Origin of the sequence: Aurantimonas sp. C2-5-R2, from assembly GCF_036549495.1 — a bacterium.
In the GTDB taxonomy this organism is placed as follows: domain Bacteria; phylum Pseudomonadota; class Alphaproteobacteria; order Rhizobiales; family Rhizobiaceae; genus Aurantimonas; species Aurantimonas coralicida_A.
Genome location: NZ_JAZHLJ010000032.1, coordinates 22,028 through 44,795 on the forward strand (window position 1 = coordinate 22,028; position 22,768 = coordinate 44,795).

The 22,768-nt window shown below is 64.7% G+C and carries 20 protein-coding genes; 14 read left to right on the forward strand and 6 right to left on the reverse strand.

Annotated features, from left to right (window positions below):
• Nucleotides 1-31 precede the first annotated feature (31 nt).
• The 9 genes from VQ044_RS14330 (at nucleotide 32) to VQ044_RS14370 (ending at nucleotide 9,947) form a co-directional block, all read left to right on the forward strand.
• Nucleotides 32-1,063, forward strand: a complete 1,032-nt coding sequence (locus tag VQ044_RS14330) for an ABC transporter permease (protein WP_327647842.1) — start codon at nucleotides 32-34, stop codon at nucleotides 1,061-1,063.
• The gene (locus VQ044_RS14335; protein WP_327647844.1) at nucleotides 1,060-1,806 is read left to right on the forward strand and encodes an ATP-binding cassette domain-containing protein; all 747 of its coding nucleotides are present in this window, start codon (nucleotides 1,060-1,062) and stop codon (nucleotides 1,804-1,806) included. The genes VQ044_RS14330 and VQ044_RS14335 overlap by 4 nt, the downstream gene beginning before the upstream one ends.
• Entirely contained in the window at nucleotides 1,803-2,894 is a 1,092-nt protein-coding gene (locus tag VQ044_RS14340) for a LacI family DNA-binding transcriptional regulator (protein WP_327647845.1), read from the forward strand. The genes VQ044_RS14335 and VQ044_RS14340 overlap by 4 nt, the downstream gene beginning before the upstream one ends.
• 36 nt (nucleotides 2,895-2,930) lie before the next feature.
• Nucleotides 2,931-3,950 carry an aldo/keto reductase gene (locus VQ044_RS14345; protein ID WP_327647847.1) on the forward strand — a complete coding sequence of 340 codons (1,020 nt, stop codon included), beginning with the start codon at nucleotides 2,931-2,933 and terminating at the stop codon, nucleotides 3,948-3,950.
• Nucleotides 3,951-3,973: 23 nt separating this feature from the next.
• Nucleotides 3,974-5,566: a rhodanese-like domain-containing protein gene (locus VQ044_RS14350; protein WP_327647849.1), complete on the forward strand. Its 1,593-nt coding sequence runs from the start codon at nucleotides 3,974-3,976 to the stop codon at nucleotides 5,564-5,566.
• A 219-nt stretch (nucleotides 5,567-5,785) separates the two neighbouring features.
• Nucleotides 5,786-7,153, forward strand: a complete 1,368-nt coding sequence (locus VQ044_RS14355; protein ID WP_327647851.1) for an MmgE/PrpD family protein — start codon at nucleotides 5,786-5,788, stop codon at nucleotides 7,151-7,153.
• Nucleotides 7,150-8,256 (forward strand): isocitrate/isopropylmalate dehydrogenase family protein, encoded by a 1,107-nt coding sequence (locus VQ044_RS14360; RefSeq protein ID WP_327647853.1) that lies wholly within the window; start codon nucleotides 7,150-7,152, stop codon nucleotides 8,254-8,256. Before VQ044_RS14355 ends, VQ044_RS14360 begins: the two co-directional genes overlap by 4 nt.
• A gap of 205 nt (nucleotides 8,257-8,461) precedes the next feature.
• Nucleotides 8,462-9,187: an FCD domain-containing protein gene (locus VQ044_RS14365; RefSeq protein WP_327647854.1), complete on the forward strand. Its 726-nt coding sequence runs from the start codon at nucleotides 8,462-8,464 to the stop codon at nucleotides 9,185-9,187.
• 79 nt (nucleotides 9,188-9,266) lie between these two features.
• Complete coding sequence (locus VQ044_RS14370; protein WP_327647855.1) at nucleotides 9,267-9,947, forward strand: haloacid dehalogenase type II; 681 nt, start codon at nucleotides 9,267-9,269, stop codon at nucleotides 9,945-9,947.
• 78 nt (nucleotides 9,948-10,025) lie between these two features.
• Here VQ044_RS14370 and VQ044_RS14375 read toward each other — a convergent pair whose 3' ends face one another.
• From VQ044_RS14375 to VQ044_RS14400, 6 genes are all read right to left on the reverse strand, one after another.
• Nucleotides 10,026-11,051: a fatty acid desaturase gene (locus tag VQ044_RS14375; protein WP_327647857.1), complete on the reverse strand. Its 1,026-nt coding sequence runs from the start codon at nucleotides 11,049-11,051 to the stop codon at nucleotides 10,026-10,028.
• Between the two features lie 368 nt (nucleotides 11,052-11,419).
• Nucleotides 11,420-13,210: a single-stranded-DNA-specific exonuclease RecJ gene (recJ, locus tag VQ044_RS14380; RefSeq protein ID WP_327647859.1), complete on the reverse strand. Its 1,791-nt coding sequence runs from the start codon at nucleotides 13,208-13,210 to the stop codon at nucleotides 11,420-11,422.
• Nucleotides 13,211-13,265: 55 nt separating this feature from the next.
• The gene (gene glpX, locus VQ044_RS14385) at nucleotides 13,266-14,255 is read right to left on the reverse strand and encodes a class II fructose-bisphosphatase (protein ID WP_327651031.1); all 990 of its coding nucleotides are present in this window, start codon (nucleotides 14,253-14,255) and stop codon (nucleotides 13,266-13,268) included.
• Between the two features lie 136 nt (nucleotides 14,256-14,391).
• Nucleotides 14,392-15,696, reverse strand: a complete 1,305-nt coding sequence (locus VQ044_RS14390) for a homoserine dehydrogenase (protein WP_327623297.1) — start codon at nucleotides 15,694-15,696, stop codon at nucleotides 14,392-14,394.
• A 37-nt stretch (nucleotides 15,697-15,733) separates the two neighbouring features.
• A complete protein-coding gene (locus tag VQ044_RS14395; protein ID WP_327647860.1) occupies nucleotides 15,734-16,951 on the reverse strand; it encodes an LL-diaminopimelate aminotransferase in 1,218 nt (405 codons plus the stop codon).
• 58 nt (nucleotides 16,952-17,009) lie between these two features.
• Nucleotides 17,010-17,447, reverse strand: a complete 438-nt coding sequence (locus tag VQ044_RS14400; RefSeq protein WP_327647862.1) for a hypothetical protein — start codon at nucleotides 17,445-17,447, stop codon at nucleotides 17,010-17,012.
• A 181-nt stretch (nucleotides 17,448-17,628) separates the two neighbouring features.
• Between VQ044_RS14400 and phaC the strand changes: the two genes are divergently transcribed.
• From phaC to VQ044_RS25695, 5 genes are all read left to right on the forward strand, one after another.
• Nucleotides 17,629-19,464 carry a class I poly(R)-hydroxyalkanoic acid synthase gene (gene phaC, locus VQ044_RS14405; protein WP_327647864.1) on the forward strand — a complete coding sequence of 612 codons (1,836 nt, stop codon included), beginning with the start codon at nucleotides 17,629-17,631 and terminating at the stop codon, nucleotides 19,462-19,464.
• 147 nt (nucleotides 19,465-19,611) lie between these two features.
• Nucleotides 19,612-20,610 carry a cyclase family protein gene (locus VQ044_RS14410; RefSeq protein ID WP_327647866.1) on the forward strand — a complete coding sequence of 333 codons (999 nt, stop codon included), beginning with the start codon at nucleotides 19,612-19,614 and terminating at the stop codon, nucleotides 20,608-20,610.
• A gap of 95 nt (nucleotides 20,611-20,705) precedes the next feature.
• Nucleotides 20,706-21,428 (forward strand): DNA/RNA nuclease SfsA, encoded by a 723-nt coding sequence (gene sfsA, locus VQ044_RS14415; RefSeq protein ID WP_327647867.1) that lies wholly within the window; start codon nucleotides 20,706-20,708, stop codon nucleotides 21,426-21,428.
• A complete protein-coding gene (map, locus tag VQ044_RS14420) occupies nucleotides 21,425-22,276 on the forward strand; it encodes a type I methionyl aminopeptidase (RefSeq protein WP_327647869.1) in 852 nt (283 codons plus the stop codon). Before sfsA ends, map begins: the two co-directional genes overlap by 4 nt.
• 260 nt (nucleotides 22,277-22,536) lie before the next feature.
• A complete protein-coding gene (locus VQ044_RS25695) occupies nucleotides 22,537-22,686 on the forward strand; it encodes a hypothetical protein (RefSeq protein ID WP_442872927.1) in 150 nt (49 codons plus the stop codon).
• The last annotated feature ends 82 nt before the right edge of the window (nucleotides 22,687-22,768 follow it).

Genomic DNA, 22,768 nt, shown 5'->3' on the forward strand with positions numbered 1-22,768 from the left:
CGGCCCTCTCGCCGCTTTCCGGGATGTGATCATGAGCAACGCGACTTCGCCTGCGGTCTCGAAACCGCCGGAGCGTCAGTTCGATGCGGTCGAATTCATAGCCACCTATGCCGCGCCCCTGTTCCTTCTGCTGTTGATCGCTGTTTTCGCGATCCTCGAGCCGCGTTTCCTGCATCCGCTGAACATCTTCAACGTGCTCAGGCAGGTTTCGATCTCCGGCCTCATCGCTGTCGGCATGACCTTCGTCATTCTCACGGCAGGGATCGACCTGTCGGTGGGCTCGCTCATGGCCCTGGCCGGCCTCGTCGGCGCCTATGTTTCGAAGGGCGGCCTTGAAGACCGGTTCGCTGTCGCCGCTGCCGACGCGGCGGGCAACCCGCTGATCTTCGCGGTCGCCGCGGCGCTGGCGGTCGGGATCGCCGGCGGCGCGCTCCAGGGGCTGGTCATAACGCGGCTCAAGGTGCCACCCTTCGTCGTCACCCTCGGCGGGCTCACCGCCTTTCGCGGCGCCGCGCTGCTGTTTTCCGGCGGCGGGCCGATCTCCGGCTTTTCACCGGCGTTCACCTGGTGGGGACAGGGGCGCATCGGCATGGTTCCCATCCCGGTGATCATCTTCCTCGTTGCCGCGATCCTGGCGCATCTGGTGCTGCGCTACACCGCCTTCGGCAAGCATGTGTACGCCACCGGCGGCAACGCCCGCGCGGCCGCACTCAACGGCGTTCCGACCAAGCGGATCGTCCTGTCGGTCTATGTCATCAGCGGGTTCTTCTGCGCCCTCGCGGCCTTCCTGCTCTCGGCGCGCCTCAACTCCGCCGAAGCCGTCGCCGGGCTCGGCCTCGAACTCACTGTCATCGCCGCGGTGGTGATCGGCGGCACCAGTCTGTTCGGCGGCGTCGGCGGCATTTTCGGCACCGTCGTCGGCGCGCTGTTGATCGGCGTCCTGACCAACGGGCTGGTGCTGCTCAATGTCTCGTCCTTTGTCCAGCAGATCGTCATCGGCGTCATCCTCGTCGCCGCCGTGGCGCTCGACCAGTATGCCGCCGGCCGGAGGCTGGCCCAGTGAACGCGCCCCTCTTCGAACTCGTAAACGTCTCCAAGCGGTTCGGCGCGATTCATGCGCTGGAGAATATCGATCTGTCGCTGGGCCGCGGCGAGGTCGTGGGGCTGATGGGGGACAATGGTGCCGGCAAGTCGACGCTGGTGCGGATCATCGCGGGCAACTTCCAGCCCTCGGAAGGCGAAATCCGGATGAATGGCGAGACCGTGCGGTTCGCCGACAGTGCCGCTGCCCGCGATCGAGGCATCGAAGTGGTCCATCAGGATCTCGCCCTTTGCGACAATCTGACGGCGGCCGACAACGTGTTTCTCGGCCGCGAACTCAAGCGGCGCATCGGCCCGTTCACGATCCTCGATTATCGCGCCATGGCCCGGCGTTCGGCCGAGATCTTCGCCGAATTGCAGTCGGAGACCCGGCCAGCCGATAAGGTGCGCATGATGTCGGGTGGTCAGCGCCAGGCGGTGGCCATCGCCCGGACACGGCTGTCGGACTCCCGCATCGTCATGATGGACGAACCCACCGCCGCGATCAGCGTGCGGCAGGTCGCGCAGGTGCTCGACCTGATCAAACGCCTCAGGGACAGCGGCGTGACCGTGGTGCTGATCAGCCACCGCATGCCCGACGTCTTCGCCGTGGCCGACCGTCTGGTGGTGCTGCGGCGCGGCCGCAAGGTCGCCGACAAACCCATCGCCGAAAGCTCTCCCGAGGAGGCGACCGCACTGATCACGGGTGCGATCGAGACGGCATGAGCGGCGACATTCGTTCCCCTGCCTCTCCGCGCCGCCGCGTGACCGCTCTCGATGTGGCCCGTCATGCGGGCGTCTCGCGATCGGCGGTGTCGCGCTCCTTGACCGAAGGGGCCAGCGTATCGCCCGAAACCCGGCGCAAGGTGCTGCGCGCGGCGAAGGAACTCGGCTACCATCGCAATGCGCTGGTGCGCGGCATGGTTCGTCGGCGCTCCGGCATCATGGGCATCGTCGCCGGGCGTCTGGACAATCCGTTCATCGCCATGGCGCTCGAATGCCTTTCCCGGCGATTGCAACAGGAAGGGCTCAAGTCGCTGATCTATACAGGCGACGCGGAAAACGATCTGAAGGTCGCCCTGCCGTCGATGATCGAATACCGGGTCGACGGCTGCTTCTTTCTCAGCAACGATCTTTCGCCCAGCGCGGCGGCAAAATATACCAAACTCGGCATTCCGCTGATCGTGGTGTTCAATTCCGACATGGAGGGGATTTCCGATCATGGCGACGAAGTGCCGGTCGGCGCCGTGAGCGTCGACAATGTCGAGATGTCCGCGCGCGTCGCCGATCTGCTGCTCGATTCCGGCTACACCCGCCTTGCCTACCTTGCCGGACTTCCCGCTGCCACGACGAGCCGCGAGCGCCGGCGCGGCTTCGAAGATCGCCTCGCGGTGCGCGGCGCGCAGCTCGCAGCCGTCGCGATCGGCAATTTCAACTATGCGGATGGACTCGACGCTGCGCGCGCGCTGTTGTCGGCCGCGGAAAGACCCGACGCCATCTATGCCGCGAACGACCTGATGGCGATGGCCGCCATGGACGTGGCGCGCCGCGAGTTCGGCCTCGCCGTGCCGGGCGACCTCGCCGTGGTCGGATTTGACGACATCCCGGTGACCGCCAACGCGGCTTACGAACTGACCACGATCCGTCAGCCGATTGGCGAGATGATCGACACGGCCACCGATATGATGCTGGGGTTCATCGAGGATCCCGCCAGGCGACCGCTGGAGATTCGCTTGAAGTCAGAACTCGTCCAACGCGGATCAACGGCGCGGCGGCCTGCCTCCCCGCGCCCGAATGGCAATGTCGCGCGCTGAGCGACGCGAGCCCAACCCCACCAGGAGGATAAAACCTTGCAATTTCCACTTCGCGAGATCGGACGCAGCGGCGTCCAGGTCACCGAATTCGGTTTCGGCGGGGCGCCGCTGGGAAATCTCTACGCTCCGGTGGCCGACGACGAGGCCCATGCGCTGATCCGCTCGGCGTGGGACGCCGGCCTGCGCTATTTCGACACCGCGCCCTATTACGGCTTCGGCCTTTCGGAGCGGCGCTTCGGCGACGCATTCCGTTCGCTGCCTTGGTGTGACGCCGTCGTCTCGACCAAGGTCGGTCGGTTGATCCGGCCGGACCCAGGCCCCAATCCGGACCGCGAGAAATTCATCGACGCCGCCCCGTTCCGCTCCGATTACGACTATTCCTACGACGGCGTCATGCGCTCGCACGAGGACAGTCTGCAAAGGCTGGGCATCGACCGGGTCGACATCCTCTATTTGCACGACATCGGCGCGATGACCCATGGCGCCGAGGCGCATCCGGCGCTGTTCCGCGAAGCGATGGAGGGCGGTTACCGCGCGCTCGACGAGTTGCGGCGCAATGGCGACATCAAGGCGATCGGGCTCGGCGTCAACGAATGGCAGGTCTGCGAGGAGGCGATGGACCACGGCCGCTGGGACGTCTTTTTGCTCGCCGGGCGTTACACGCTGCTGGAACAGACGGCGCTCGATACGTTCCTGCCGCGATGCCAGAGCGAGAATGTCTCCATCGTCATCGGGGGTCCGTTCAACTCGGGCATCCTGGCGACGGGACCGAAAGCCGGCGCCACCTACGATTACGAGCCCGCCCCGCCCGAAATCCTCGAACGGACGCGCCGGATCGAAACCGTCTGCAAGGCGCATGGCGTGCCACTGGCGGCCGCGGCGCTGCAGTTTCCGCTGACCCATCCGAGCGTTGCCGCCGTGATTCCGGGCGTTGCCGCTTGCGCGCATCTCGACCGCAACCTCGTGCTCATGCATCGCCCGATTCCCGCCGGGCTTTGGTCCGACCTGCGATCCGAGGGCCTCCTGCGGGCCGATGCGCCGGTTCCCTCCGGATGAGGCGCAGCGGAGACGCATCGGGAATGATCCGGACCATCGATCCCGTCGACGCAAAGACGCTCGTTCACGCGGAGGGCGAAATCGCCTTTCTCGACCTGCGGGAGGCCGGCCAGTTCGGCGAGGGGCATCCGCTCTTCGCGGTCCCCTGCCCCTATAGCCGCCTCGAAACGCTGGCCGCGTCGCTGATCCCCAACCGCGACGTTCCGGTGTTGCTGATCGATGCCGGCGATGGTGTTTCGGATCGCGCGGCCGGCCATCTCTCGGCGCTCGGCTTTCGCGATCTGGCGATCGTCGAGGGCGGCGCGCCCGGCTGGCAGGCGGCCGGATACACGCTCTTCAAGGGCATCAACGTTCCGTCCAAGACGCTCGGCGAATTGGCCGAGCACGAATGGCAGCCGCAACAGGTGGACGCCCTCACGCTCCAAAAATGGCAGGCGGCGGGAACAGCGACACTATTCGATGGCCGCCCACCCGCCGAATACGCCAATATGCATGTCCCCGGCGCCATCTGCATGCCGAATGGCGAGCTCGCCTATCGCGTCGATGCCCTCGCCGGGACGCACGACCGAAATGTCATCGTCGGCTGTGCCGGACGAACGCGCGGGATTATCGGGGCCATCGGTCTTGAGTTGATGGGCTGTCCGGCGCCGGTCTTCGCCATGCGGAACGGTACACAGGGATGGGCCCTGGCCGGGCTTGATCTGGAACGCGGCGTCGAGGCCGACCACTTACCGCCGCTCGATGGCGCGGCTCGCATCGCCGGACGCAAGCGCGCCGCGGCCTTCGCCGAGCGATGGGAGATCCCGGTCGCCTCCCCTGCGACGGTGCGGTCCTTCCTCGGCGACGCCTCCCGCACGACCGTCGTCTTCGACGTCCGCTCCGGGGTCGAGGCGGCGGCCGATCCCGTTCGATGCGCACGCCCTGCTCCCAGCGGCCATATCGTGCAGGCCACCGACCAATATGTTGGCGTCCGGCATGCGCGCATCGTCCTGTGCGATGATGTCGGTATCCGCGCCGGACTGGCGGCCTTCTGGCTGCGGCAACTCGGCTTCGAGCCCTTCATCGCTCTCCTCGACGGCGACCTGCGGGCCCTGCCCGCTCCGGACGCTCCGTCCGCGGCAGCATCGGGCGGTATATTCCGGATCGCGGCGGTCCCGGCACTCGAAAAGCTGCGGGCGAACGAAGCCCGTCTTTTCGATCTCAGATCCTCCCGCAGTTTTCGCCGCAATCATGTCAAAGGCGCTGTCTGGGCGACGCGGGCGCGGCTCGATCGGGTGGTATCGACGGCTGGACCGACGCCGATCTTGCTGGTCGCGGACGACGACGACATCGTCAGGGGTGTGGCGCGCGATCTGCGCGGCATGGGAGTTGAAGACGTCGCCGTCGTCGAGGGAGGACACGCGGCACTCGTCGACCAAGGCGGCCATCAAATCGCATCGCCCGACGACCCGAGCGATGCCGATGCGATCGACTTCCTGGATTTCGTCCACGACCGGCACGACGGCAATCTGGAATCCTCCCGCCGCTATCTGGATTGGGAGATCGGGCTGATCGCGCAACTTGACGCCGATGAACGCAGGGCGTTTCGCCTGGCCCGGAACCCGGACAGCGCCTGAGCCAGGAAACGGTCGCGCTTGCCGCCCATTCTGCCGCGCGAAATTGCCATCTGTTGACAATTTTTTCCATCGCCATTCTATAGCGACGAACGCCTGTCGCGGCAGTTCCAGCACCTGGCCGCATCCTTCGCCAGGCTCGCCGATGTCGCGATGGGAGTTGGATATCGTCCCACCGCATGGGCGCGAAGGATCGACCGCAGCCTGATTTCTGGAGTTTTCATGCCTGTTCCTCACGTCACCGCCCCCCTCGCCGAATGGATCGTCACCGTTAAAGACGATGACATTTCCCCAGAGGTCCGCCGTGAAGGCGTGCGCACTTTCGTCAATTGGGTCGGCTGCGCCGTCGGCGGGGCAACCCATCCGACTGTGGACGCCGCCATTCGGGCCGTCGATCCCTTTTCCGGCCCGCGCATTGCGACGATCCTGGGACGTGGCGAACAGCTGGACGTCCTGCATGCTGCGCTCGTCAACGGCATCTCGTCGCATGTTCTCGATTACGACGACACGCATCTGAAGACGATCATCCATCCGGCCGGACCGGTGGCGTCGGCCCTCTTGGCCTTGAGCGAAGCCCGGCCGATGAGCGGGCGCGCCTTGATCACGTCGATGCTGGTCGGGATCGAGGTCGAATGCCGGATCGGCAATTGTGTCTATCCCGAGCATTACGACCGCGGCTGGCACATCACCGGCACGACCGGGGTTTTCGGCGCGGCAGCCGCGGTCGGACACGCCATCGGCCTGAACAAGACCCAGATGCAGTGGGCGCTTGGCCTGGCGGCCACCCAGTCCTCTGGCCTGCGCGAGATGTTCGGCACCATGACGAAAAGCTTCCATCCCGGCCATGCTGCCCAGAACGGGGCCATGTCGGCCCTTCTGGCCGAGGCCGGGTTCGACAGTTCGCTGCAGGGCATCGAGGCGCCGCGCGGTTTCGCCAACGTCTTGTCGACCAAGCAGGACTATGGCGAAATTCTCGACGACCTCGGCACGCGATGGGAAGCCGCGCTGAACAGCTACAAGCCCTTCGCTTGCGGAATCGTCATCCATCCGACCATCGACGGTTGCCAGCAGATCCGAAGCGAGATCGGCGATAAGGTCAAGGACATTCGGTCCGTGCACCTGACGACACATCCGCTGGTTCTCGAACTGACCGGCAAGACCGCGCCGAGCACCGGCCTGGAAGGCAAATTTAGCGTCTATCACGCCGCCGCGAGCGCGCTGCTTGAAGGGGATGGATCGCCCACGGCCTTTACCGACGACATGGTCGGCCGGCCGGACATCGTCGCGCTTCGCGACCGGGTCAGCGCGACCGCCGACCCCGCCTGCCATGAAGCCTCGGTCGACATCGACATCGTGTTCGATGACGGCTCGAAGCTGCACAAGCGGATCGAGCGCGCGATCGGCAGCCGCGAACGCCCGCTCACCGACGACCAGCTCAACGTGAAATTCCTCAATCAGGCCGAGTTGGTTGTCGGCGCCGAGCAGTCGCGCCGAATCCTGGACATGTCCTGGGCGATCGATAGCATGAGCGAAGCAGCGGACTTGGCGGAGGAAGCAGCCGCTCAACGGATTTCCACGGCCGCCGAATGACGCCCTCGCCCCGGAAAGACGCGCTCAGGATCGGCATTCTGGAAGGCGACGACATCGGCCACGAGGTGGTACCGGCCGCGGTCGAAATCGCCAGGGCTGCCGCCGACACGGCCGGATTGACGATCGAATGGACCGAGGTTCCGATCGGGCGTCGCGCGCTCGACACGCACGGCCACACCATGCCGGAGGGAACGCTGGAGACGCTCGGCGCTCTCGATGGCTGGATTCTCGGGCCGATCGGCCATCGCGACTATCCCAAGGTCGCGGAGGCGATCAATCCGCATCCGATCCTGCGCAAGCATTTCGATCTGTTCGCGAATGTGCGTCCGACCCGTTCCTTTCCGGGCATCGGCTGCCTGCATGACGACATCGACCTCATCATCGTGCGCGAAAACAACGAGGGCTTCCAGCCCGACCGCAACGTGGTCATGGGTTCGGGAGAATTCCGCCCGACACACGACGTGACGATCTCGGTTCGGGTGATCACCAGCGAGGGGAGCCGCAAGGTCGCGCGCGCGGCCTTCGAGATCGCGCGCTCGCGCTTAAAGCGCCTGACCCTCGTTCACAAGAACACCGTCTTCAAGCTCGGCTGCGGCATGTTCGTGGACAGTTGCTACGAGGTGGCGGCAGACTTTCCCGACGTTGCCGTCGACGAAGTGATCGTCGACACGATGGCGATGCGCCTGATCCGCGATCCACAGAGCTTCGACGTCGTGGTGACGACCAACATGTTCGGCGACATCCTGACCGACGAGGCGGCGGGTCTCGTCGGCGGGCTCGGCATGGCGCCCGGCCTGTGCATCGGCCGCGGCGCGATCGCGATGGCGCAGGCCACACATGGTTCGGCGCCGGACATCGCCGGAAAGGGAATCGCCAATCCCTTCGCCATGATCGAATCGACACGGATGCTGTTCGACTGGCTCGGCCGTCGCCGCGACAACCCGGCAACCGTCGACGCCGCCGCGCTGATGAAACGCGGGATCGACCACGCGCTGTCGCGGGCCGAAACGCGGACGGCGGACATCCGCGGCACGGGAACCCAACGCGCCATGATCGACGCGGTCATCGCGGGTGTGCGAGAAAAGGGCGCTCTAGCACTTTGATTGCGCATCGGAACGATCTGAAAACCGGGTTCCGTCCTTCGTCCAAAGCTCCCGCTTGCCGCGGTTTTGGGTTGTTGGCGTCTGCGAACATGTGACCGGCGTTGCGTCACACCGATTTGCTCCGGCTGGATCAAGAGCTTTTGCGTATCGCATGACATTTCACGTAGAAGCTTCGGAACACTTTCGATCCAGGAAGGCTCGCTCAATGTCGGTGACGGACGCTTCGCAAGCCAGAGACGAACTCACCACGCTTCAGACCTCCTCGCTCGCCAGTGCGGTCGAGAAGCAGATCGAGCATCTGATTCTCGGCGGGGAGCTCCAGCCGGGTGAGCGCTTGAACGAGTTTCAACTGGCCAACCGTTTCGGCATGAGCCGGGGTCCCTTGCGCGAAGCGATGCGCAGCCTCCATGCGAAGGGCTTCGTCGACGTCGTGCGCAATCGTGGCGTATTCGTCCGCCAGATTCACGTCGAGGAAGCGCTGGAGATCTACGATCTGCGCTCGGCGATCTTCGGCCTCGCGGGGCGACTGCTCGCCGAGCGGGTGACCGACGACATGATGCGTCGGCTCCAGAGTTACCTCACGCGGATGGACGAGATCGCAGCCAAGAGCGACTTCGACGCATATTATCCGATGAATCTGGAGTTCCATTCCTACCTCGTGACGTCGGCCGGAAACCGGACCTTGGTCGGCGAATACCGCAGCCTGGTCAACCGGCTGCATCTGTGCCGCGCGCGAACCTTGGTTCAAGCCAAGGGGCTGTCGGTGTCGAACAAAGAACATCGCGAGATGGTCGAGGCTTTGGCTTCCGGCAACGCGGATCGGGCCCAGGAGACCTTCTTCCGCCATGTCCAAAAAGCCAAGCTGAGGTTTCTGTCGACCTTCGACGAGGCGACGATCGGCGCCACCGACAAGGGCGCCCGCGAACGATGATCGCCGCGGGCCTTCCGAAACTGCCCTGCCCGAGGTTCGATGCGCGCGCCGGCAACCGTATGTCTGACTGGAGACCGGCGTGAAAAAGCTGATTACTTTCGACGTTTACAGCGCGCTGTTCGACATTGCCGGCAGCATCGCGCCGCGTGTCGCATCCCGTCTGTCTCTGCCGGAGACGGACGCGCGTGCGTTTTTCGCCATCTGGCGGGACAAGCAGATGGAGCGGCTGCAGCTCAGCAACTCGCTCGACGGCGAGCGGGTCCCGTTTCGCGACGCGACGCGGCAGTCCTTCGACTATGCCGTCCGCCTGCACCGCCTCGAAGCATCACCCGACTTACGCGAGGAACTGGTCGCGGCGTGGGATGAAATCAATCCGTGGCCGGAGGCCGAATCCGTCGTGCGAGAGGTCAAGGATCGCGGCTATCAGACGGCCATCCTGTCCAACGGGGACGAGGCCATGCTCAAGGCCGTCGCCAGCCGCATTGGCGACCCCTTCGATCACGTCTTCTCGTCCGAGCATGCTGGCCGCTACAAGCCGCATCCGGCCGTCTATCGCCTGCCGCAGCAGCGGCTCGGCCTCTCACCCGCCGACATATTGCATGTCGCCGGCAGCCGGACCGACGCCCTCGGCGCGGCGGCGGCCGGTCTGGAGTGTTTTTGGTCGAACCGAGCCGACGATGCCGTCCTCGATCCACGCTACGCGCCGACCTACGACCGCCGCGATCTGACGGATCTAACGGCCATCCTTCAGGCTTCGTAGGCCTCCAGGCACATCAAGACAGTTGCGTCAAAGGCGAACGAATGTCCGGGCGCCCGCTCTCATCTGCCCCGGCCGGCATCACCCCAGCGCCTTGGCCTTTCGAAACGAGACCAGCCGGCGGCTGGTTTCGTCCCACAGGACGAGCGGCACGCTGCGAAGGCTATCGCGCAGGGTGATCCGGCCGACCTCGCTCAGTTCCGGATGATCCCTCAGGATTTCCGGAAGCCGATAATAGGGCACGCGGCTGGCAAGATGGTGCACGTGATGGATGCCGATATTGCCGGTGAACCACCGCAGGACACCCGGCAAATCATAATGTGACGAACCGTGCAGCGCCGCCTCCTGGAACTCCCAATCGGAGCCCTGCGACCAATGCGTTTCCTCGAATTGGTGCTGCACGTAAAAGAGCCAGACGCCGATCGAGGCCGCCAGGATGACGATCGGCAGATGGACAAAGAAGAACGGCCCGACACCGCCGAGCCAGATCATGGCGGTCGCCAATAAGACGACGCTCAGATTGGTCGCCATCGTCGAAATCCAGGGCTCGGCCCCCGCGCGCATCATCCCGATCGGCAATCGTTGCTCGAACAGAAACAACCAGATCGGCCCGATGCCGAACATCACGATCGGATGGCGATAGAGCCGATAGCGCAGCCGGCCCCAACGCGACAAAGCCTTATATTCCGCGACCGTCAGCGTCATGATGTCGCCGACGCCGCGTTCATCGAGATTGCCGGTCGAGGCGTGGTGCTTGGCGTGCATGCGCCGCCAATAGTCGTAGGGCGTCAGGGTCAGGACGCCGATCGCGCGGCCGGTCCAGTTATCGAAATGTCGATTGGCGAAGAAAGATCCGTGGCCGCAATCATGCTGGATGATGAACAGCCGCAGCAAAAAACCGGCCGCCGGGATGATCAGGAGCAGTCCCCACCAGATCCCGTAGGAGACAGCGGCGAACGCCAGTGCCCAGAGCAGGGCAAACGGGACCAGCGTGATCGCGAGCTCGATCGCACTACGGGTCCGTCGCGGCTTGCGGTAGTTGGACAGGACTTTCGGCCAGACGGGCTCGCGAACACCCGTCGTGGACGGTAGGTTATTGGTTTTCATCGACGTTTAGGTTCCCGGTTCTCGGCACGCACAAACAACGGCGCACCCGAGATGGTGTTCCAGATGATGGAGTAAAATCCTCGGCCGTGATTCATGGCCTGTATGTCCTGTAGCACTGAAACACGCTCTTTGCAGTCGTTTTCGGCGCGCCCCGTTCCGCGAGGTCTTCGACATTGCGGGCAGGCGCCGAGCATTGCCGCCCTTGGCGGTCAAGCGTTTCGGCCGGTTTGAACTCGAGCTATGACGCGAGCGCTCTCGGTAATGTGCTCGAAATGATCGCTTCGGTCGATCCCATCGAGGCGCGTCGCGACAATCGACAGGCGCCTCAAAAAGCTTCGCCATCCCTGCTCCTTCGCCATCGCCGCCGATCAGTCGAACGCCTCGGCGAGGTCGATCAGCCGAAAGCGCACATCCTCGCGGCCCCGGAACCGATCGAGCGACAAGGTGCCGGCAGCATGGACCGGGCGATCCCGCGCCGCCAGAAGCCGCTGCCCCACATCGGTTTCGGCAGCCTTGAAGGCGATAGCCTGGACGCTGGCTCCATCCGCGCCCCGCAGCGTTGCCCGAACATGCCCCTTGCCGACGATCGAGGACGACGCGATTCGGTGCCGGGCGAGGGCGAAGATCGGCACGGCGTGTCCCGATCCATAAGGCCCGGCCCGTTCGATTGTAGAGTAGAGATCCGGGGTCAGCCCCGCGGCGCTGACGGCGCCATCGATCTTCAGGGATTCCCCCTCGCGTAACGCCGCGACCGCGTTCGCTGCGCCGACTTCGAGGAAGGCTCGAAAATCACCGAGCCGATCCTTTTGAACGGTGATACCCGCGGCCATCGCGTGCCCGCCACCTTTTTCAAGCAGGCCAGCCGACACCGCCTCACGCACCAGCCGGCCGAGATCGAAGCCGCCGATCGAGCGACCCGACCCGGTTCCTCGCCCTGAGCCGTCGAAAGCGATGGCGAAAGCCGGACGGCGATGGCGCTCCTTCAGCCGCGCCGCGAGCAATCCGACGATCCCTGGGTGCCATTCACGCGATCCGGCGACCAGAATCGACGGTCCCTCCCCGCCACCGATTTCGGCCATGACCTCGGCTTCGGCTTGTTCGAGCATAACGTGCTCCATCGCCTGCCGCTCTTCGTTCAACACGCTCAGATGAGCAGCGAGATCGTCCGCCTCGCCGGCATCATCGAGGCAAAGCAGGCGGCTGCCGAGCGACGCATCGCCAATCCGCCCACCGGCATTGATCCGGGGGCCCAGAAGAAAGCCGAGGTGATGGCATTCGACCGGCCCCGACAAGCGGGCGACCCGCGCCAGCGCGGCGAGACCGAGATTGTGCTGGCCGTGCATCACCCGCAATCCCTGCACGACGAAAGCGCGGTTGAGGCCGACCAGCGGTACCACGTCGCAGACGGTCGCGAGCGCCACGAGGTCGAGCAGGCCGAAGACGTCCGGCAGACTCGCCTGCGCCCTTCCGCGACGGCGCAATTCCCGCGAAACAGCGACCAGCGTCATGAAGACGACGCCAGCGGCGGCGAGATGCCCAAGTCCCGACAAATCGTCCTGGCGGTTAGGATTGACCAGCACCGCGTCGGGAAGATCGGGGCCGGTCTGGTGGTGGTCGAGGACGACCACGTCGACACCCGCCTGTCGGGCAGATTCTATCGCCTCGAAACTGCCAGTGCCGCAGTCGACGGTGACGATCAGCGTCGCGCCCGCAGACGCCAGTTCCCGCATCGCGGCGGGGTTCGGGCCGTAGCCCTCGGTGATCCGGTCGGGGATGCGGATCGTCGCGTCAATGCCGAAATGGCTCAGATAGCGCCACAAGAGCGACGACGACGCGGCACCGTCGACGTCGTAATCGCCGAAAATCGCGACCGTTTCCTGTCCCTCGACGGCATCGGCAAGGCGCGATGCGGCGGCCTCCATGTCGGTCATGGTCGACGGATCGGGCATCAGATCGCGGATGCGCGGATCGAGAAAGGCGGTGGCGTCGGTCTCCGCCACGCCGCGCGCGGCTAGGACGCGGCAGACGATATCGGGCAGCGCCAGCGTCTGGGCCATCTTCAGCGCCGAAGCCTCGGCGCGTTCGTCGAGGGCGTTCAGCCAACGGCGACCACCGATCGAGTGGTCTACGGCAAGAAAGGTGCGGGCAGATGTGACCATGGAGCTTGTTCTGGCGAAGCGAGACCGGACGTGCAACCCGGCCCGCGGCTTTTGCTCAGAGGCCGAATTTCGATCGGCCGTGATGCTGTGCCCGCACCTCGCGAATGGTGCGCGAGTGCGACCGCATCACCAGCGTGTGGGTGGTGATGCGGTCGCGGTAGAAGCGAACACCGTCAAGAAGGTTGCCATCGGTCACGCCGGTCGCCGCGAAGATGACATCGCCAGCAGCCATCTCCTCGGCGCTATAGACCCGGTACGGATCGGAGATGCCCATCTTTTCGGCACGCGCGCGTTTCTCGTTGGTGTTGAGCTGCAAGCGCCCCTGCATCTGCCCACCGGTGCACCGCAGGGCCGCCGCCGCCAGCACGCCTTCCGGCGCGCCGCCGATGCCCATATAGATGTCGATGCCGGTTTCCTCTGGATCCGTCGTATGAATCACGCCGGCCACGTCGCCGTCGCCGATCAACCGGATCGCCGTGCCCACCTCGCGCACCGCTTCGATCAGCGCCGCATGCCGCGGGCGATCGAGTATGCAGGCGGTGATTTCCGAGACCGCAACGCCCTTGGCCTTCGCCAGGGCCTGCAGGTTTTCCTCCGGCGAACGGGACAGATCGACGATGCCGTCGTCGTACCCCGGACCGATCGCGATCTTCTCCATATAGACGTCGGGGGCGTTCAGGAGGCTGCCGCGCACCGCCATGGCGATCACCGCCAGCGAGTTCGGCAGGTTCTTGGCACATACCGTCGTGCCCTCGAGCGGATCGAGGGCAATATCGACCTTCGGGCCGTCTTTGGTGCCGACTTCCTCGCCGATGAACAGCATCGGCGCCTCGTCGCGTTCGCCTTCCCCAATGACGATGAGTCCGTCGATGGCGAGCCCATTCAGTTCGCTGCGCATGGCGTCGACCGCCGCCTGATCCGCGGCCTTTTCATCGCCGCGTCCGCGCAAATTCGCCGCGGCGACGGCCGCCATTTCGGTCACCCGGGCGATTTCGAGAGTGAGAACCCGATCCAGCGTTTCGCCGCCGCTGCTGCTGTCGGTCATGTCCGTTCCCTTCATGGCCAACCCCACACGATTCGATCCCGCGTCGGATTACAAGCCTGATATGCCCGGCGACGGTGAAAACGCAATGTCATCCGCCTGGCGCGGATGGCAACGCCGCCAGGCAGAGCCGCCCCTGTCAGTCCAGCGCCTCGATCCGGATCATCTTCGGCTCATCCTTGAGATGCCCGTCCTTGGAGACGAGCTCCAGCGCCTTGCGCACGGCGGCTTCCGTGGTTTCGTGGGTGACGAGAATGACCGGCGCGGTCGTCGCGTCGCCAGAGTCCTCGCGTCGCCGCTGGACGATCGATTCCAGTGAGATTTCGTTCTCGGCCATGCGCCGGGCGATCGACGCGAAGGCGCCGACCCGGTCATAGACCGACAAGCGAATGTAGTAGCCGCCTTCGTGAGCGCGCATCCGCGCCCGCTTGTAGGGAACGAGCTTTGCCGGCGGCAGCCCGAGGGTCGGCGGAAGCACGCCACCGGCGACATCCATGATGTCGGAAAGAACCGCCGAGGCCGTCGCATCGCCGCCGGCGCCGGGGCCGGCGAGCAGGATCGAACCAAGGAGATCGCTGTCGACGGCGACGGCGTTGGTCACGCCGTCCACCTGCGCGAGCGCCGAATGCGCCGGGATCATCGTCGGGTGCACCCGCTGCTCAATCCCCGTCTCGGTCAGTTGCGCCACCGCCAGAAGCTTGATGCGATAGCCGAGTTCCGCTGCCGCTTCGATGTCGTCATTGGTGACCGACGAAATACCCTCGATGAACACGCTGTCGAGATCGATCTCGCAACCGAAGGCGAGCGAGGTGAGGATCGCCAGCTTGTGGGCGGCGTCGAATCCGCCGATATCGAAGGTCGGGTCGGCTTCGGCATAACCGAGCCGCTGGGCGTCCTTCAGGCAATCGTCGAACGCGATGCCCTCGTTCTCCATGCGCGTCAGCATATAATTGCAGGTGCCGTTGAGAATGCCGTAGACGCGGCTGACGTCATTGCCCGACAGCGCCTCGCGCATCGTCTTGATGATCGGGATGCCGCCCGCGACGGCTGCCTCGAACAAGATCTCGGTCTCGTTTCGCGCCGCCAGCGTGGCGAGCGCCACGCCATGATGCGCCAGCAAGGCCTTGTTGGCGGTAACCACCGGCAAGCCGCGCCCCAGCGCGGCCGTCACCGCTTCCAATGCGGGCCCGGTATCTCCGCCGATCAATTCGACGAAAACGTCGATGTCGCCGTTTTTCGCCAATGCGACAGGATCATCGAACCAGGCGAGTTGCGATGTGTCGAAACCACGATCCTTCAATCGGTCGCGCGCCGAGATGCCGGCCAGTTCAATCGGCCGACCGACCCGGTTCGCCAAGGTTTCCGACTTGGTCTCGATGAGCCGCGCGAGGCTCGCGCCGACCGTTCCTAGCCCGGCAAGGCCGAGCCGCAATGGGCTTTTCATGAGCACCTTGTGACTGTTCGCGTCGTTTTGGCGCCGTTCACAAATGGGCGCCGAGGGAAACGACCTTCTGCCCGGCTTCGTCGCCGCTGGCAAGGAAGCGGCGGATGTTGCGCGCCGCCTGTCGGATGCGATGCTCGTTTTCGACCAATGCGATGCGCACATGCTCGTCGCCGTGTTCGCCGAAGCCGATGCCGGGCGCGACGGCCACGTCGGCCTTTTCGATCAAAAGCTTGGAGAATTCGAGCGAGCCGAGGTCGCGATACGCCGCCGGCAGCGGTGCCCAGGCGAACATCGTCGATGACGGCGCGGGAACCGGCCAGCCGGCCCGCGTGAACGATTCGACGAGCACATCGCGGCGCCGGTGGTAGATCTCGCGCACCTCCTGCGTGGCCTCCTCGCCGGCATTCAGGGCCGCGGTCGCGGCTACCTGGATCGGGGTGAAGGCGCCGTAATCGAGATAGGATTTGACCCGGGCCAATGCGGCCAGCAAGCGCTCGTTGCCGACGGCAAAGCCCATGCGCCATCCTGGCATCGAAAAGGTTTTCGACATCGAGGTGAATTCGACGGCGACGTCCATGGCTCCCTCAACCTGGAGGATCGAGGGCGGCGGCGGACCGTCGAAATAGATCTCGGCATAGGCAAGATCGGACAGGACGATGATCTCGTGCTTGCGGGCGAAGGCGACGATCTCGCGATAGAAATCGAGATCGGCCTCGAAGGCCGTGGGGTTGGACGGATAATTGAGAATGATCGCGATCGGTTTCGGGATCGAATGACGGACGGCTCGGTCGATGGCGACCATGAAATCCGCGTCCGGCTTGGCCGGAATCGCGCGAATCGTTCCGCCGGACATGATGAAGCCGAAGGCATGGATCGGATAGGTCGGATTGGGGCATAGCACCACGTCGCCAGGCGCAGTGATGGCCTGCGCCATGTTGGCGAAGCCTTCCTTCGAACCGAGCGTCGCGACAACCTGCGTGTTCGGATCGAGCGTCACGCCGAACCGGCGCGCGTAGTATTTCGCCTGCGCCTTGCGCAGCCCCCCGATGCCCTTGGACGCCGAATAGCGGTGCGTGCGCGGATCGCGAATGACCTCGCACAGCTTGTCGACGATGAATTTCGGCGTCGCGAGGTCGGGGTTGCCCATGCCGAGATCGATGATGTCGGCACCGTTGGCCCGCGCCGTCGCCTTGAGCCGGTTGACCTCCTCGAACACGTAGGGCGGCAGTCGGCGAACTTTGTGAAATTCTTCCATGGTTTTCGTCCCGCGGCGTGGCGCTGGTTGCGGGAAGGAAGCGGCGAACGACGCGGGTCTACTGCCCCGCCTCGATCTGCCGCAACACCTCTTCGGGACTCAGTGTTGGCTGAGCGTTCGGCGTCGGCTTGGCCGCGAGCGCCGCATCGACGTCGGCCGCCTGCTTGCGTCGAACGCCTTCCAGTCGAGCGATTTCGGAGGGATAGCTGCTCGACGTCGCGGCGGATGCGCGCTGGCTGGCCTGTGCATTGAGACGCGACTGCTGCGCCCGAACTTGCGCGTCGGTCAGTTGCGGCGCCGCCGTGTCGGGATAGGCGCCGAGAAGCGGATAGCCGTCGCTGTCGAACCGCTGCGAGGAGGCGACCGGCGCCGCCGCCTGCGCCCGCAGGGCGGCCAGCGATGGATCCTCCTCGTCCGGAAAGATCGACTGGCATGCGGCTGCCGGCAAAAGCACCGCAAGGACCGCAAGCGGCCGAAGAACTGAAAGCGTAATCATCGCAGGTCGGTATCAGGCCTTCTTGAAACGGCGCACTGTGTCATATCCTACAGGAACGGCATTTACAAAATCCCGCCGATCGATTGTTCATGGACCAAGGTGCGGTCACAATGCACCCGCGCGACGCAGCGTAGCGAGGCCCGGACGGAGAAAACGGCAGCCTCGACAGGAGGAAAGCACGATGACAACCAAGCGATCGGCAGAGCTCGGCGGCATCGACAAGACCGGCACCGGCGAGGAATACGTGGTGAAGGACCCACAAGCCTTTGCCCTGAATATGGCGCGGGTGCTGGAGCAGTTGGGCAAGGCGGCGGCAGCCTGGGTGGAGCCGCGCGAGAAGGGAGAATTCGACGCCGGTCCTGTCTCCATGGACGAAATGGTCCAGACCCTTTCGAAAATCTCCGACTATTGGCTAACTGATCCCGGTCGCGCGGTCGAGGCGCAGACCAGCCTGTTCACCGGCTACATGGACGTCTGGAACAATTCGATCCGCCGCATGTCCGGCGAGACGGCGTTGAGCCCGGTCGAGCCGCAGCCCGGCGACAAGCGCTTCGCCGACACGGAATGGAACAGCAATCTGTTCTTCGACTTCGTCAAGCAGGCCTATCTCCTGACCGCGCAATGGGCCGAGGATCTGGTCGACAAGACCGAAGGTCTGGACCCGCACACGCGCCACAAGGCCGCTTTCTACATGAAGCAGGTGTCGAACGCGCTGTCTCCATCCAATTTCATTGCCACCAATCCCGAGCTCTATCGCGAGACGGTCGCCTCGAACGGGGAAAACCTCGTGCGCGGCATGAAGATGTTCGCGGAGGACATGGCGGCAGGCGGCGGCAATCTGCGGCTGCGGCAGTCCGACGACTCCTCGTTCGAGGTCGGCCGCGACATGGCCCTGACGCCGGGCAAGGTAGTGGCGCAGAACGACGTCTGCCAGATCATTCAATATGCGCCGGAGACCGAGACGGTGTTCAAGCGGCCGCTTCTCATCGTGCCGCCTTGGATCAACAAGTTCTATATTCTCGATCTCAACCCTGAAAAATCCTTCATCAAATGGCTGGTCGAAAAGGGCCATACCGTTTTCGTCATCTCCTGGGTTAACCCGGACGACAAGCAGGCGGAGAAGGGCTGGAGCGATTACATCGAAGAAGGCATCGTCTTCGGCATCGACACAGCCGAGGCCGCCACCGGCGTCGGCGAGGTCAACACGATCGGCTATTGCGTCGGCGGCACGCTGCTCGCCGCCACCCTCGCCTATCTGAAAGCCAGCGGCGACGAGCGCATAGCCAGCGCGACATTTCTGACCACTCAGGTCGATTTCACCCACGCCGGTGACCTGAAGGTCTTTGTCGACGAGGCCCAGTTGCAGACGCTGGAACGCACGATGGGCAAGAAGGGCTATCTCGACGGCTCGCAGATGGCCACGGCGTTCAATCTGCTGCGGTCTGGCGATCTGATCTGGCCGTATTTCGTCAACAACTATCTTCGCGGCAAGAAGCCGATGCCATTCGACCTGCTCTACTGGAACGCCGATTCCACCCGCATGCCGAAGGCGAACCATCTGTTTTATCTGCGCAGTTGCTATCTGGAAAACCGGCTGTCGCGGGGCACGATGGAAATCGACGGCAAACGCCTCGACCTGTCGACGGTCAACGTCCCGATCTACAATCTGGCCACCAAGGAGGACCACATCGCGCCGGCCCGCAGCGTCTTCGTCGGCAGTCGCGCCTTTGGTTCGGATGTCACCTACGTCCTGTCCGGCTCTGGCCATATCGCCGGCGTCATCAATCCGCCCGCCAAGAAGAAATATCAGTACTGGACGGGTCCGACGCCGAAGAAGGTCGCGGCCTACGAAGATTGGCTGCTCGCGGCGAACGAAACAGCAGGTTCCTGGTGGCCGCACTGGCAGGAATGGATCACCGAAAAGTCTGGCAATCGCGTCAAGGCGCGCAAGCCTGGCGGTCGCAAGCTGAAACCGATCGAGGATGCGCCGGGAAGCTATGTGAAGGTCAGGGTTTAGCACAGGCGGGTGGGCCGAACGGATATTGGAGTTCCCGTCCGATCGCATTGGAGGAGGACGGTCGGCTGACAGCCGAGGCGGAAGGGTTGCGGCCGGCCCACCGATAGAACGGGAACGAAAACCGAAAATCACAAAGGGGAGGACGACATGAACAAATTCGCGAAAACCGGTCTTGTGGCCATGCTGGCAGCGGGAGTCTTGTCGGCGCCCGCCAGGGCACAACAGGACAACCAGACACCCGACCAGCCGGAAGCGCAGGCCGCGGCCCAGCCGGACGAATGGTGCCAATCCAAATGGGGACCTGACGACGAGATCGGGGCGGCCAATCTGCTGACCCCTGAGATGGCGCTTGAGGCCGCCAAGCTGGTGAAGACCGGTAAGGTCTATTCCCTCGGCGCGGAGACCAATTCCAAGACGCCGGCATTCGGTTCCCGCTCCTGGGCGCTGGTGATCAACCAGCCGGGTCAGGTCGGCGGCATCGGCCTTGGCCCGACCAAGACCAACTACAATGACGACATCTACATGGGCTATGTCGGGACCGGCTCGCAGATCGACGGCCTGGGCCATATCGGCATCGATAACGTCTACTACAATTGCAACAAGAACAGCGACTTCGTCCAGGCCGACGGGCTGACCAAGCTTGGTGTGGAGACGATCCCGAATATCGTCACCCGCGGCATCGTTCTCGATATGACGGATCACTTCGGCATGGACGTGCTCGAAGCGGGCACGGCCTTCAATCGCGAGGAGATCGAGGCCCAGGCCGAAAAGCAGGGCGTCGAGATTCGCGAGGGCGACGTCGTTCTCTTCCATACCGGCTGGTTGTCGCTCGTGGGCAATGACGACGCGCGCTACATCAAGGGCGAGCCGGGGCTGGGCAAGGACGGCGCCGAGTATCTCGTTGGAAAGAACGTGGTCGCCGTCGGAGCCGACAGCTGGGGGCTCGAAGCGGTGCCCTTCGAGGAAGGCGTCGGCATCTTCGAGGTGCATCAGATCCTGATCCCGCGCAACGGCGTCTTCATTCTGGAGAACATGGACACTGCCGAACTCGTCGCGGACGACGCCTGGGAGTTCATGTTCGTGCTCGGCCAGTCAAAATTCACCGGCGGCGTGCAGGCCATCATCAACCCGACGGCGGTGCGCTGATCGGCGCGGGAGGCGATCACGACAGTTCGCGGCCCAAGACGGGCTGCGGACACGGGCATTGACGGGAGTGTCCCGCCGCCGCTATCGGCGGGCCTATGGTCGCCTTCCCCTCCCCGCTCATACCGGCCCGCCTTCTGCGCCGCTACAAGCGCTTTCTCGCCGACGTCCAGATCGACGGCGAGAGCGATCCGGTCACCGTCCACTGCCCGAACCCCGGCGCGATGCTGGGGCTCAAGGCGGAAGGATCGCGGGTCTGGCTGTCGCGGTCGGCCAATCCCGCCCGCAAGCTTCCCCTGACGCTGGAGATCATCGAAGCGGACGGAACCCTCGTCGGCCTCAATACCGCCCTGCCGAACCGACTCGCCGAAGAAGCGATCGCGTCGGGGCTCGTGCCGCCGCTGGCAGCATTCGGAGCGGCGCGGCGCGAAGTCAAATACGGCCGCAACTCCCGCGTCGACCTTCTCTATACCGATCCTGAGGGACAGCCGGTCTATGTCGAGGTCAAGAATGTCCACCTGATGCGCCAACCGGGCCTCGCCGAATTTCCCGACTGCGTGACCACGCGCGGCGCCAAGCATCTCGTCGAACTCGGCGACCGCGTCACGGCCGGCGAGCGGGCAATCATGCTCTACGTGGTACAAAGGGCGGACTGCGACCGCGTGGCCTTCGCCGCCGATCTGGACCCGGCCTACGCCGCCGCATTCGCCCTCGCGCGTGCACGAGGGGTTGAAGCCCATGCCGTTCGATGCGACATCAGCTTGACAGCCATCCGTCCCGTGACCGCCCTTCCGATCGTCGATACCGCGTCCCGACCATGACCACTTATCTCGAAGCCGAACTGAACCCGACCCGCAATACGGGTGCCATCCGCCTGTACGACGCCGCGGCGTTCGAGGGGATGCGGCGGGCCTGCCAGATCACCGCGCGCTGTCTCGACGGCCTCGCCGCCATCGTCGAGCCGGGCGTGACCACCGAGACGATCGACCGCTATGTCGTGGACTTCGCGCTGGCCAACGACGCGTTTCCGGCGACGCTGAACTATCGCGGCTACGGCAAGAGCGTCTGCACCTCGATCAATCATGTGGTCTGCCACGGCATACCCAACGACAAGCCGCTAAAGGAAGGCGACATCGTCAATATCGACGTGACCTTCATTCACGATGAATACCACGGCGATTCCTCGCGCATGTACCCGGTCGGCCGCGTCAAGCGCGCCGCCGAACGGCTGTGCGACATCACCTATCGTTCGCTCCTGCTCGGCATCGAGGCCGTGCGCCCGGGCGGCCATACCGGCGATATCGGCGAGGCGATCCAGACCTACGCGGAATCCGAGCGTTGCTCGGTCGTGCGCGATTTCTGCGGTCATGGCGTCGGCAAGCTGTTCCACGACGCGCCGAACATCTTGCACTACGGCCGGCGAGGCGAAGGACCGGAAATGCGCCCCGGCATGGTCTTCACCATCGAGCCGATGATCAATATCGGCCGGCCGCATGTGAAGATCCTTTCCGACGGCTGGACCGCCGTCACCCGCGACCGCTCGCTGTCGGCCCAGTACGAACACACGGTCGGCGTGACCGAGACCGGCTGCGAGGTCTTCACCCTGTCGCCCGCCGGGCTCGACACGCCGGGGCTGACGGTCGAGCCCTTAGCCGGCGCGGCGGAATAGCCGCCCGGCGATGACGCATTCCGGCTCCGACGACGAACCGGATTTTCCCGGCCTCGGCGAGGCTCCTTCACCGCGAACGACGGCTGCCGCCGGCCACGCCAAGCCTGCGCCCAAGCACCACGACGGCCACCGCGATCGCCTGCGCCACGGCGCTGGCCGATTACGAACTGCTCGAACTGATCCTCTTTCGCACCATCCCTCGCCGTGACGTCAAGCCGATCGCCAAGGCGCTGATCGCCCGGTTCGGTTCGCTGGCGGAGGTGCTGAACGCGCCGCCGCGCCGGCTGATGGAGGTGCCAGGGGTCAAGGACGCTGTGGCGCTCGATATCGCCATCGTCGCGGCGGTCAACCAGCGGGCGATGCGATCGGCGGTGAAAAGCCGCGAGGTGCTGTCGTCCTGGGCTGTGTAGGGCGGTGACAAATTAGGCCACGAAGCGGCGGCGAGAGGGTCGGCCGCGCCGGAGTAAAACCCGGCCAGTGGATAGGCTGTTT

Bases quoted from the DNA above. Each gene is read 5' to 3' on its own strand.
- VQ044_RS14330 (WP_327647842.1), top strand. From the start codon at position 32: ATGAGCAACGCGACTTCGCCTGCGGTCTCGAAACCGCCGGAGCGTCAG.
- VQ044_RS14340 (WP_327647845.1), top strand. From the start codon at position 1,803: ATGAGCGGCGACATTCGTTCCCCTGCCTCTCCGCGCCGCCGCGTGACC.
- VQ044_RS14350 (WP_327647849.1), top strand. From the start codon at position 3,974: ATGATCCGGACCATCGATCCCGTCGACGCAAAGACGCTCGTTCACGCG.
- VQ044_RS14355 (WP_327647851.1), top strand. From the start codon at position 5,786: ATGCCTGTTCCTCACGTCACCGCCCCCCTCGCCGAATGGATCGTCACC.
- VQ044_RS14360 (WP_327647853.1), top strand. From the start codon at position 7,150: ATGACGCCCTCGCCCCGGAAAGACGCGCTCAGGATCGGCATTCTGGAA.
- VQ044_RS14365 (WP_327647854.1), top strand. From the start codon at position 8,462: ATGTCGGTGACGGACGCTTCGCAAGCCAGAGACGAACTCACCACGCTT.
- VQ044_RS14375 (WP_327647857.1), bottom strand. From the start codon at position 11,051: ATGAAAACCAATAACCTACCGTCCACGACGGGTGTTCGCGAGCCCGTC.
- recJ (WP_327647859.1), bottom strand. From the start codon at position 13,210: ATGGTCACATCTGCCCGCACCTTTCTTGCCGTAGACCACTCGATCGGT.
- glpX (WP_327651031.1), bottom strand. From the start codon at position 14,255: ATGACCGACAGCAGCAGCGGCGGCGAAACGCTGGATCGGGTTCTCACT.
- VQ044_RS14390 (WP_327623297.1), bottom strand. From the start codon at position 15,696: ATGAAAAGCCCATTGCGGCTCGGCCTTGCCGGGCTAGGAACGGTCGGC.
- VQ044_RS14395 (WP_327647860.1), bottom strand. From the start codon at position 16,951: ATGGAAGAATTTCACAAAGTTCGCCGACTGCCGCCCTACGTGTTCGAG.
- VQ044_RS14400 (WP_327647862.1), bottom strand. From the start codon at position 17,447: ATGATTACGCTTTCAGTTCTTCGGCCGCTTGCGGTCCTTGCGGTGCTT.
- phaC (WP_327647864.1), top strand. From the start codon at position 17,629: ATGACAACCAAGCGATCGGCAGAGCTCGGCGGCATCGACAAGACCGGC.
- VQ044_RS14410 (WP_327647866.1), top strand. From the start codon at position 19,612: ATGAACAAATTCGCGAAAACCGGTCTTGTGGCCATGCTGGCAGCGGGA.
- sfsA (WP_327647867.1), top strand. From the start codon at position 20,706: ATGGTCGCCTTCCCCTCCCCGCTCATACCGGCCCGCCTTCTGCGCCGC.
- map (WP_327647869.1), top strand. From the start codon at position 21,425: ATGACCACTTATCTCGAAGCCGAACTGAACCCGACCCGCAATACGGGT.